This window comes from Streptomyces sp. NPDC004609 (assembly GCF_042873655.1).
Classification (GTDB): domain Bacteria; phylum Actinomycetota; class Actinomycetes; order Streptomycetales; family Streptomycetaceae; genus Streptomyces.
Genome location: NZ_JBIALS010000077.1, coordinates 1 through 9,985, shown reverse-complemented (window position 1 = coordinate 9,985; position 9,985 = coordinate 1). Strand labels below are relative to the sequence as shown.

Sequence of the window (9,985 nt, the reverse complement as noted above, 5' to 3'; positions counted from 1 at the left end):
GTTGATGTCCGCCATGGGGGCGAGGTCGTCGTCGTGCCAGCGGCGGAGGATGAGGCGGGGAGTGCGGATCTCGGTCATGCCCCCATCCTGCCGGACCTCGCCGCCGCGCCACCCCACCCCCGGGGGGCCCGGACCACCCCCCACGCCCTGCGGGTGCGGCGCCCGCGCCTCAAACGCCGGCGAGGCTGATTGTGCTCACCCGGGTCGGCGAGCGCCCCCACCTCGGCAGTGTCGAACCTGCGGGCCAGGGCGCGCACTTCCAGCCCGTCCGGCGATTGAGGACACCCCGCAGGGGTGCGCGACAGCCAACGGCGCGTACGACTCGCCGCCGAGGCCGAGCCTGCTGACCTCCCGCCGTCGGCCGAAGGTCAGCAGACCGAGGGGGTCAGAACGCGAGGGATCCACTGCCCTTGACTCCCCCGATGAACGAGGGCCAGGCCGCTGCCCCAATGCTCAGGGGGTTTCGCGTGCGGAACCTTGCTGTCACGGACTGGGACAACGCCGAGAGTGCGCGCGGCCTACGGGAAGTCACAGCCTGAGCCCGGCGGGCGGCCCGTGGTGCTCCCGGAGGACGTGGTGTGGAAGCCGCCTGGCCGCTTCGACCTCCCGGCCTGGACGGAGGAGACGCTGCGGTCCTGGGTGAAGTCGCTGCACACCGTGGAGGAGCTGGACGTGGTGTGGCGGGTGTGCGCGGAGCCCGGCCGGCCCGGCGTCCGGGGGCAGGTCATCGCGGAGTACCTCTCCCCGCATCTGACCGGCAAGCCGGCCCTCACGGCCCTGGGCGTCGTCAGCCGACGGATGAACATGGCCGCCCGCGAGCTGTGGGCCCGGCAGATGCCCTTCGTGATCGACGAAGTGAAACGCACCCGCACCGTCGACCGGTCGGTGGCCGCAACCCTGCTCGACGCCCTCACGGGCCACCCCTTGTGGCCCCGGCTTCGCCGCCACAGCAACCCTCCGGCACTCGGCTCTCCACACTCCTGAGCCCGGACGCTTCCGGGCAAGCCACTCTCACAGAGCGGCTTGCCCAGACTCCCTGGGATCGCCCGCGGCTACCCGCGACGCCTGAACAGGCCGCGGGCCTTCGACGTCTCCGCTCCGGCCGCCTGGCCGGCCACAACGTCCTCCGCCTGGCGCTGCGCGACGCGCTCAGCCTCCACACGGTCGGCGGCCTCCTTCGCGCACGGCTCGCACAGGTCGTCCCACTTCCCGGGCCACGCGGACTGGCTCACCTGCTGCCAGCGTTCGTCGGTGAACTTCGCCCCGCAGCCCATGCACACCGGCCGCCGCGCCTCCCGCTCCGCCAGGCGCTGGCGGGCCTCCCGAAGCTGGACCGCGTACAGGCGGTCGCCGTCGGGGTTGTCCAGGGCCTGGGTGAGCGTCTGCCACCCGTCGCATCCGAGCCTGCGCCACACCGCGCCAGCGCCCCCGGCCGGGTCGGCGGTGATCCGCTCGTACGACAGCCAGCGCCAACCCGAGCCCCCTCACCTTCACTCCTATCGTGAACCGATCAGACACGGTGAGAACGCTTCAGGAATCCCGAAGTTACGTCAGCCCACGAGCTGCTGCCGGAGAGAGGACAAACCACCTGGCCACAAGGTTGAGGACCCAGCAAGGCTCAGAGCAACCCACGGGATGTCGCACACTCCCACGCACTTGAACAGCGGACCGGTCCTGCGGCAGGCGCAACGAACTCCTCCAGAGATCGTTGATCACCGCATGAGGAAAGTCACCCTATGGCGTCAGCTGCGCGTTCTGGTCACGGTCTCCGCCCTGACGCTGGGGGTCGCGGGCGCGGAAAGCGCACAGGCGGGCACGGCAGGTCGTGGTTGCCCAGCGGGGCAGATCTTCGCTACGAACAACACCGCGATCATCACGGATCCGGCCGACCCCCGGCTCAAGACCCGCCTGACGCGTTTCGATCACGAAGTGCGCGGGATCATCCATGCCAACGGCGCGCGGCCCCGCGCCTCGAAACTGCTCGACGGCGTCTTCTGGTCCGGCGACCTCAAGCAGGCCACCTATGAGCGCTCCCGCGAGTTCGACGTCAACAAGGTCGGCCGGGACGGGCTGCACCACATCGCCAGCGTCATCGCCAAGCAGTACCACCAGGAGTCGGTGCTGACCTTCCGCTGCCTGCCGCGCACCTCGCCGGAGACCGACGCGGTCGAAATCCAGGCTCCCGGCGTCAGCGCCGATCGTCTGCACGACACGCTGCTCGCGAACCCCGAGTCCCGCGATGAGCTCGGAGGCGGCTCCGTCACCCTCGACGGGCGGCTCATCCTCGTCGCCCCGCTCGCTGACCTGCCCCTGGCCAAGAAGTTCACGAAGGACCTCGGCGTGGACTGGAACACGGTCGAGGTGCGCTACGGCGACGAAGAGTTCGTGAGCTGAGCCTGCAGGCGCACGGCGGAGACATGGGAGGGTACGCCGCTGCGCGTACGTCCTCTGCTCCGAGCCGCTGCCGGTACGCTCCCGCAGTGACAAGCGGTCTGCTCCCCAGCGCACAAGGCCGCGGCGAGACGGTGGCGCGCCACCAGGCCGGGACCGTGGCCATCGGCCTCTGGTATCACCTGGGTGTCGAGACCGAGTACGTCGCGCACTGTCCGGCGTGCGGCAAACGCTCCGCCCTCGGGCACGGCCCCCGCGAGGACGCGCGGTTCTGCGGACCGGCCTGCCGCAGGCCGCCTATCGCGAGCGGGTACGCGAAGGCGTCACGAGCGCCCCGGACGTGACGGATGCCGGTACCCGCTCCACGCCCGTGACCAGTGGAAACGCCGTGATCACCATGGACCCGGCCACACTGGCGCAGTCGCGGCCCTCATGGTGGGCGGTGAGGTGCCGGTAGAGGGTGGGGCGGGACACTGGAAGGCCTGCGCGATCTCTTCGGCGGTGTGGGTGCCGTCGTCGTACATCTTCTGGGCCTGGTCGAGCTGCCGCTGGGTGAGTTCGGGGCGACGGCCGCCGACGCGGCCGCGGGCACGGGCGGCGGCCAGGCCGTCGTCGGTGTTGGCGACGATGAGTTCGCGCTGCAGTTCGGCCAGCACGCTCAGCATGCCGAACATGGCGCGGCCCTCCCTGGTGGAGATGTCGATGCCCTGCTCGACCACGTGCAGTTCGATCCCGGCGGCGCGCAGCCGGCGCCGAGGTTGATCAGGTGCTGGACCGAGCGTGACGGTAGATCCAGCCGGGTGATCTTCAACGTGTCGCCGGAGCTCAGGAGCGACAGCACGCGGTCGAGCTCGGGCCGGGATGCCTTGGTGTGGTGGCTGTGCTGTGGCAGTGGCCGCGTGTGATTTCAGGGCGCAGCAGGCTGTAGGTCGTTGCGGCCTCAGCGGCTCACGGCGGTCTCCCGCTCCACACGCGACAGCTTCTCGGGATTGCGCACGTGGTAGGCGCCGGTGATGCAGCCGTTCTCGACCCGCACCGCCACCACGCCGTCGATCTCCCCGTTGACGCGGACGAGCAGCCCCGGGCCACCATTGATCTGTACCAGCTCGACGGACCTTTCGGCGTCGCGTTTCCACCAGCCGGCGGCCAGCAGGCGAGCCACCTTGCCGACCCCCACGATGGGCCGAAGCAGGGCATGTTTGATTCCGCCGCCGTCGCTCAGGGCGACGACGTCCGGCGCCAGAATGTCGAGCAGGCACTGCAGGTCGCCGGTTTCAACCGCGCGCTGGAAGGCCCCGAGTGCGGCCCGGGTCTCGGCCGGGGAGACGACGCCGCGTGGCTGGCGCGCGGCGACGTGCGCGCGTGCCCGGTAGGCGATCTGGCGGACCGCCGCCGTGGTCTTGTCGACGGCTTCGGCGATCTCCTCGTAGGCCAGATCGAATACCTCGCGCAGCACGAACACCGCCCGCTCGATCGGCTGAAGCGTCTCCAGCACCAGCAGCATCGCCACTGAGACGCTGTCGGCCAGTTCGACGTCCTCGGCCACATCGGGCGTGGTCAGCAGCGGCTCGGGCAGCCACGGCCCGACGTAGGACTCCTTGCGCCGATTGAGCGCACGCAGCCTGTCCAGCGCCTGCCGGGTGGCGATCCGCACCAGGTAGGCGCGCTGCTCCCGGACGGTGGCCGGATCGACGCCCACCCATCGCAGCCAGGTCTCCTGCAGGACGTCCTCGGCGTCGACGGCCGAGCCGAGCATCTCGTAGGCGACGGTGAACAGCAGGTTGCGGTGGGCAACGAACACCTCGGTTGCCGAATCCACGGGGTCTGCACGATCGAGCGGCTCGGCTGTGTCGGTCGTTCGTTCGCTGCGCTGTCTCATGCCTGGCTCCCGCCTGTTCAACCTTGGTCCTGCCACACGCACTAGACGCCGCTCCCCACCTTTTTGTAACACCCACGAGCGATGACCCACGTCATACGCCCGCGCTGTTACAGGGCCCGGGGCGCGGGCGTCTTGTGATCGTCAGGACGCCGCGCGAACGATCCGTGCGGCAGGCAACACCACGAGTGAGGACGAAGTCATGGCAACCACGAAGGCGCAGGACCCGGCGGCCGATTCGCGCCGCTGGGCCGCGCTGTTCTTCATTGGGCTGGCCCAGCTCATGATCGTTTTGGACGGGACGGTCGTGAACATCGCGCTGCCGTCACTCCAACGGGATCTGGGGATCTCCGACGGCGACCGGCAGTGGATCATCACCGCGTACACGCTGGCGTTCGGCGGCCTGCTGCTGCTCGGCGGCCGGATCGCCGACTACACCGGCCGCAAGCGGACCTTCCTGATCGCACTGCTCGGCTTCGCCGGCGCGTCGGCGCTCGGCGGCGCGGCAGACGACTTCGAGATGCTGCTGAGCGCCCGTGCCCTGCAGGGCGGGTTCGCCGCGCTGCTCGGGCCGTCCGCGCTGTCGCTGCTGACCGTGACGTTCACTCAGCCCAAGGAGCGCGCCAAGGCGTTCGGGGTCTGGGGCGCCATCACCGCCGTGGGCGGCGCGATCGGGCTGCTGGCCGGCGGGGCGCTGACCGATTACCTGGACTGGCGCTGGTGCCTGTACATCAGCGTGCCGATCGCCCTGATCGCGGTGGCCGGCGGGTACACGATGCTGGCCGAGTCGCGGAGCGGGGGCAGGGCCCGGTTCGACATCCCCGGCGTGCTGCTGGTGACCGGCGGGCTGGTCGCGATCGTGTACGGCACGAGCCAGGCGGAGTCCGACGGCTGGGGCTCGGCGAAGGTCATCGGTCTGCTGGCCGGGGGCGCGGTGCTGCTCGCCGCGTTCGGCTTCGTCGAGAGCCGGGTGTCGCAGCCGATGCTGCCGCCGCGCCTGATCGCCGACCGAACCCGCGGCGGGGCGTATCTGAGCGTGGGACTGGCCATGGTCGCGATGTTCGGGGCGTTTCTCTTCATGACCTACTACTTGCAGGTCATCAAGGGATACTCGCCGATCAGGACAGGCGTGGCCTTCCTCCCGATGACCGTGGCGGTCCTGATGTCGGCCGGCGGGCTCGCCACCCGGCTGCTGCCCAAGGTTCCGCCGCGGCTGCTGATCGTGCCGGGCATGCTGCTCATCGCCTCCGGCATGCTGTGGCTGCGCACCATGGAGACCGACACCGGCTACGCCGAGGGCGTGCTGGTCTCGGGACTCCTGCTCGGCCTCGGGGCCGGCATGATCATGCCGGTGGCCTTCAACTACGCCACCCACGGCGTCGACCCGCGCGACGCGGGCATCGCCTCGGCCGGTGTCAACACCGCGCAGCAGATCAGCAGCTCGATCGGCACCGCGCTTCTCAACACCATCGCCACCGGCGCGACCGCGGACTACTCGGCCTCGCATGCCTCGCAGGGCAGCGGCCCGGCCTTCGCCAAGCAGGCGATGCTGGAGGGTTTCATGACAGCCGGCACCTGGGCCGCGGGGATCCTCCTGGCCGGCGCGCTGATCGTCGCCGTCCTGATGAACACGCCGCGCACCGAACACCAGGCCGTCACCGAGGACCCCGAGAGCACGGGCGGCGCCGAGGACGCCGAGCCGGTGCGCACACCCCTGCCCCCTCCGGCGGAGGTCCACTGAGGCGGCGCTCAGCCGCGCGGACGGCGGCGGCCGTGGCCCGGACGGGCCGGGGCCACCGCCGTCCGCGCTGCCGTCCCCCGCCGCACCACCCCCGGAGGGGACGGTCCGTTCCCGGGCGGCGGCCAGCGCGGTGGTGGGCGGCACCGAGGCGACCAAGCCGATCGAGCCGACCAGCGTCGGGACCACCTCCTCCGCGACGATCTCACTGGCGGCGATGGTGACGGAGCCGGCGGTCCTCGCCCGTTCGGTGTTCGAGCACGGGGTGAACTACCGCAGCGCCATGATCTACGGCACCCCCCGCCTCCTCACCGACCCCGAGGAAAAGCTCACCGGTCTCCGCTGCCTCACCGAGCACGCCACCCCCGGCCAGTGGGACTACGCCCGCCACCCGAGCCGCAAGGAACTCGCGGCCACCGCGCTGCTCGCCCTGTCCCTGGACGAGGCGTCCGTCAAGGTCCGCACCGGCCCCCGGACGGCATCAGCGCGCCGCCGCACATCACGGCCCACGCGGGCGCCCCGGTGAACAGCCCCTGAGAACCCGCCCGCCGCACCCGTGAGATCGCGCGGCGGCGTTCAACGGGCCCGGAGACCCGCTCGCCCCGGCGGCTGTACGGCGCCGCTCACGCCCACTTGGGCCCTTCGTCGTCCAGGGTGTACACCGTCTTGCCCACCGTGGTGACCACGGTCGTTCCGTTCAGGAGCGGGGATCCCGCCCCCACCCCGGTCCGGTTTCCCTTGAGGCTCCACAGCGGCCGTCCTGTTTCCGTGGCGATGGCGTACAGCGTGCCTTTGCCCGACAGGACGAAGACCTTGTCGTCCTGTTCCTCGAACAACCCCAGCCAGCCGTTGAGCGCATCGTCCGCGAGGTACTTCCACCGGAGTTCTCCGCTGTCACGGTCCACCGCGTACACCGCCTCGCCGTAGTCGAAGACGACGGCGCCGTCGACGAGCGCCGGTGAGGTCGACGGCGGGGCGACGTCGTCGGTGTCCGCCTCGAAGGACCAGCGGGTCCGGGCGTCGCCGCCGGGGGACGGCCGGGCGATGACGCCCCGCGGGGTGCGGTAGTACTCGACGCCCTCCCGCACGTACGGCACGGACGCGATGCCGGAGGGCAGTTTCTCCTCGTCCCGGATCGAACCGTCCTCGGTGGAGACCCTCCTGAGAACCTCGCCCGTGAGGTCGTACAGCTGGAGTTCGGAGCCGCTGCCGACCACCCAGTCGCCGGTGAGATTCAGGCTGCTGGACGATGTCGTGGTCCCGGTGACGGTGTCGATCCGCTCCACCGCGGTGATTCTGACACTCCCGTGGACCACGACCATGGTGCCGTTGATGTCCAGATCGTGAACCTGTGTACTGGTGCTCGGACGCGGGCGCTTCCACAGGGTTTCGCCCGATTCGGGGTCAAAACCGTGGAAGGAGTCGTCCATGCCTTTGACGACGACCACGCGTCTGCTGATGCTGCCGCCCATCATGACGGCCTGGGGCGGGACGGTGGGTTTCACGGCCCACTTCCGTTTGCGGCTGACCCCGTCCACCATCACCAGCTGCCCGGTGCTGTCCCCGAACAGCAGGGACCCGACGGGTCCGGGGGTGACGGGAGTGATGAACGACCAGTCGTGGTCGTACTGCCACGAGGGTTCGAGGACCTTCCGGGCCCCGCTCCCGTCTTCCTCCCCGAGGAGCCGTCCGCTCACCTGCCACACGCCCCAGGCCCCGAGGCCGATCACGCCGATGCCGAGGCTGCGCAGCATCAGCCGGCGGCCGAGACCGGGCAGCGGGAGCGACGCGGGCGCGGTGGGACTGTCGACCGTGGGGCTGCCCGGTTCGGTGAGCGAGGCGGTGGCGGCGGGCGCCGGGCGGGGGGTGGTCTCCGCCTCACTCGGCGGACGCCGCTCGTGCCCGGCCTGCCCACCGCGCGGATCCGCCGGTTCGTCCGCCTTCTCCGCCTGTTCCGGGCGTACGTCCTGATCGAGGTGGAGCAGCCGTTCCGCCCGCTCGGCGATGGTCCGCACCACCGGCGCGGGCAGCCAGTCGGTGCCGCCGCCCCCGGCCGGGGCGAGGGCGGCGGCCGCCCGCTCGGTCAGTTCCCGTACCCCGGGCCGTGGCCCGGGCACCTTCGCCAGCATCCGCTCCACGGCCTGGGCGAGGTCCGGCGGCAGCCCGTCCAGGTCAGGCGCCTCGTGCACCACCCGGTACAGCAGTTCATGGGCAGCGCCGGTACCGAAGGGCGGCCGGCCGGTGGCCGCGAAGGTCAGCACGGCGCCCAGCGAGAAGACATCGCCCGCCGGCCCCACCGATTCCCCCCTCGCCTGCTCCGGGGGCATGAAGCCCGGTGAGCCGATGACCAGCCCGGTGCCGGTGAGAGCCGTCTCGTCCACGGCACGCGCGATGCCGAAGTCGATCAGCCGCGGGCCCTCCAGGGAGAGCAGCACATTGCTGGGCTTCAGATCCCGGTGGACCAGCCCCGCCTCGTGCACGACCGTGAGCGCCCGCGTCAGCCCGTGCAGCATCCGCCACAGCGCGGGAGCGGGCAGCCCGCCGTGCGCGGCCACCGCGTCGCTCAGCGACGGGCCCGGCACATAGGCGGTGGCCAGCCAGGGGACCGTACCGCCGATGTCCGCGTCGACGACGGGGACGGTGCCCGCACCCCCCACCGACCGGTTCGCGCGCACCTCGCGGGCGAAGCGCTCCCGGAACCCCGGGGTGTCGGCCATCGTGGGGTGCACCGTCTTGACGGCGACCGTGCGCCCACCGGCCGCGCGAGCCAGATAGACGACACCCATCCCGCCCTGGCCGAGTCGGCCGACCAGGGTGTACGGCCCCATCCCGCGCGGATCTCCCGCGCGCAGCGGCTCCATCGCCCCAGCTCCCCCGTCGCTCCGCGGAACACGTCCGCCCCACCGGCCCCTCGAACCCACAGGTCATTGTGCTGTACGAGGAGACTCACGTCAGCGGGGGAAGCCACCCCAACTCACCCTCCACTGGACTTGATCCGTTTTGACTGACAGTCGAGATCAGGGGTTCAGCCCCCAGGAGGATGTCCATCATGGAGAGCATGGGGAAGAAGAAGCCTCGCCTTCGCCGCTCGTTCACGCCGGAGTCCAAGGCCGAGATCGTCGTCGAGCTGTGCCGGCGCGGTGACCGCTCGGTGGGCCAGGTCGCCAGGCTTAGCCTCGGGCTTTCACGAGGTGGGTGGTCCGATGGTTGATCAAATAAGCGGAGAGTGCTCCTGACCTGCAACGATGGGACTTGTCTAGGGTCCTGTTGGCTGCATGGAAAGAAGCACTCTCCAGGTGAGTAAGCGTATCGGGTTGTACCCGCGTGTCCGCGTCGAGGGCGGTGGCAGCGGGGCGGTCTCGCAGGGCGGGGCGGTGCTGCTGGCCGAGACGGTCCGCAAGTTGGCCCTGGACACCGCGATATCGACGGCGTTGGCGCCGTGGCGCAAGCCGCGGGCGGTGCACGATCCGGGCAAGGTCTTGCTGGATGTCGCGCTCGCGACAGCTCTGGGCGGGGACTGCCTCGCCGATGTCGCCACGCTGCGGGCCGAGCGCGACGTGTTCGGCCCGGTGGCATCCGACCCGACGGTCTCACGGCTCATCGACGCCCTTGCCGCAGCCGGGCCGAAGGCGCTCACCGCGATCCGGTCGGCGCGGGCCGAAGTACGCTCGCGGGCCTGGGAACTGGCCGGGGCGAACGGTCCGGCCGCCGACGGCTCGGTGATCGTGGACATCGACGGCGTGCTGGTCCTTGCGCACTCCGAGAAGCAGGACGCCACCGCGACCTGGACGTGCAGACTCGGGCCCTGCACGCCTACCTGCGCTGGCGCAACGCCAACGCCCGCCACAGCGACGTCCTGGCCGCCGAACGCAAGGAACGCGCCCCCATCCGCAGCGAGAAAGGCATCCGCTGGGGCGGACGCCCGCTCACGACGACAGCCTAACCAGGCAAACCCGACCGAACCGCTCCTCCGCGGCGGA

General features: G+C 71.0%; 10 protein-coding genes and 2 pseudogenes. 7 read left to right on the top strand and 5 right to left on the bottom strand.

All coding sequences use genetic code 11. The features are described from left to right. Positions 1-78, bottom strand: a pseudogene (locus tag ACFYT4_RS35645) (GNAT family N-acetyltransferase); the annotation flags it as partial. Between the two features lie 498 nt (positions 79-576). On the opposite strand from ACFYT4_RS35645, the gene ACFYT4_RS35640 reads away from it, so the two are divergent. Then, positions 577-984 (top strand): hypothetical protein, encoded by a 408-nt coding sequence (locus ACFYT4_RS35640; RefSeq protein ID WP_389278916.1) that lies wholly within the window; start codon positions 577-579, stop codon positions 982-984. Positions 985-1,052: 68 nt separating this feature from the next. Here the strand turns inward: ACFYT4_RS35640 and ACFYT4_RS35635 are convergent, their stop codons facing one another. Continuing rightward, entirely contained in the window at positions 1,053-1,415 is a 363-nt protein-coding gene (locus ACFYT4_RS35635) for a hypothetical protein (protein ID WP_389278913.1), read from the bottom strand. Positions 1,416-1,719: 304 nt separating this feature from the next. On the opposite strand from ACFYT4_RS35635, the gene ACFYT4_RS35630 reads away from it, so the two are divergent. Continuing rightward, entirely contained in the window at positions 1,720-2,394 is a 675-nt protein-coding gene (locus ACFYT4_RS35630) for a hypothetical protein (protein ID WP_389278910.1), read from the top strand. A gap of 86 nt (positions 2,395-2,480) precedes the next feature. Next, positions 2,481-2,735, top strand: coding sequence for a hypothetical protein (locus ACFYT4_RS35625; protein WP_389278908.1), 255 nt, complete (start codon positions 2,481-2,483; stop codon positions 2,733-2,735). Between the two features lie 48 nt (positions 2,736-2,783). Here the strand turns inward: ACFYT4_RS35625 and ACFYT4_RS35620 are convergent, their stop codons facing one another. Then, on the bottom strand, positions 2,784-3,110 hold the full coding sequence (locus ACFYT4_RS35620; protein WP_389278905.1) for a recombinase family protein: 327 nt from the start codon (positions 3,108-3,110) through the stop codon (positions 2,784-2,786). 221 nt (positions 3,111-3,331) lie between these two features. Then, positions 3,332-4,270, bottom strand: coding sequence for an RNA polymerase sigma-70 factor (locus tag ACFYT4_RS35615; RefSeq protein WP_389278902.1), 939 nt, complete (start codon positions 4,268-4,270; stop codon positions 3,332-3,334). Positions 4,271-4,469: 199 nt separating this feature from the next. Here ACFYT4_RS35615 and ACFYT4_RS35610 point away from each other — a divergent pair, with 199 nt between their 5' ends. Together ACFYT4_RS35610 and ACFYT4_RS35605 are read left to right on the top strand one after the other, a co-directional pair. After that, positions 4,470-6,008, top strand: coding sequence for an MFS transporter (locus ACFYT4_RS35610; RefSeq protein ID WP_389278899.1), 1,539 nt, complete (start codon positions 4,470-4,472; stop codon positions 6,006-6,008). A gap of 229 nt (positions 6,009-6,237) precedes the next feature. Continuing rightward, a pseudogene (locus tag ACFYT4_RS35605) lies at positions 6,238-6,474 on the top strand (pyridoxamine 5'-phosphate oxidase family protein); the annotation flags it as partial. A 154-nt stretch (positions 6,475-6,628) separates the two neighbouring features. Here the strand turns inward: ACFYT4_RS35605 and ACFYT4_RS35600 are convergent. Continuing rightward, the gene (locus ACFYT4_RS35600) at positions 6,629-8,866 is read right to left on the bottom strand and encodes a PQQ-binding-like beta-propeller repeat protein (protein WP_389278896.1); all 2,238 of its coding nucleotides are present in this window, start codon (positions 8,864-8,866) and stop codon (positions 6,629-6,631) included. Positions 8,867-9,063: 197 nt separating this feature from the next. Between ACFYT4_RS35600 and ACFYT4_RS35595 the strand changes: the two genes are divergently transcribed. After that, the gene (locus ACFYT4_RS35595; RefSeq protein WP_389278893.1) at positions 9,064-9,216 is read left to right on the top strand and encodes a hypothetical protein; all 153 of its coding nucleotides are present in this window, start codon (positions 9,064-9,066) and stop codon (positions 9,214-9,216) included. A gap of 85 nt (positions 9,217-9,301) precedes the next feature. Further along, positions 9,302-9,985 (top strand): transposase (locus tag ACFYT4_RS35590; RefSeq protein WP_389278890.1); only part of this gene is annotated, 684 nt, incomplete at its 3' end.

Excerpts from the sequence above, each read along its gene's own strand:
- ACFYT4_RS35615 (WP_389278902.1), bottom strand. The coding sequence starts at position 4,270 with ATGAGACAGCGCAGCGAACGAACGACCGACACAGCCGAGCCGCTCGAT.
- ACFYT4_RS35630 (WP_389278910.1), top strand. The coding sequence starts at position 1,720 with ATGAGGAAAGTCACCCTATGGCGTCAGCTGCGCGTTCTGGTCACGGTC.
- ACFYT4_RS35610 (WP_389278899.1), top strand. The coding sequence starts at position 4,470 with ATGGCAACCACGAAGGCGCAGGACCCGGCGGCCGATTCGCGCCGCTGG.
- ACFYT4_RS35600 (WP_389278896.1), bottom strand. The coding sequence starts at position 8,866 with ATGGAGCCGCTGCGCGCGGGAGATCCGCGCGGGATGGGGCCGTACACC.
- ACFYT4_RS35595 (WP_389278893.1), top strand. The coding sequence starts at position 9,064 with ATGGGGAAGAAGAAGCCTCGCCTTCGCCGCTCGTTCACGCCGGAGTCC.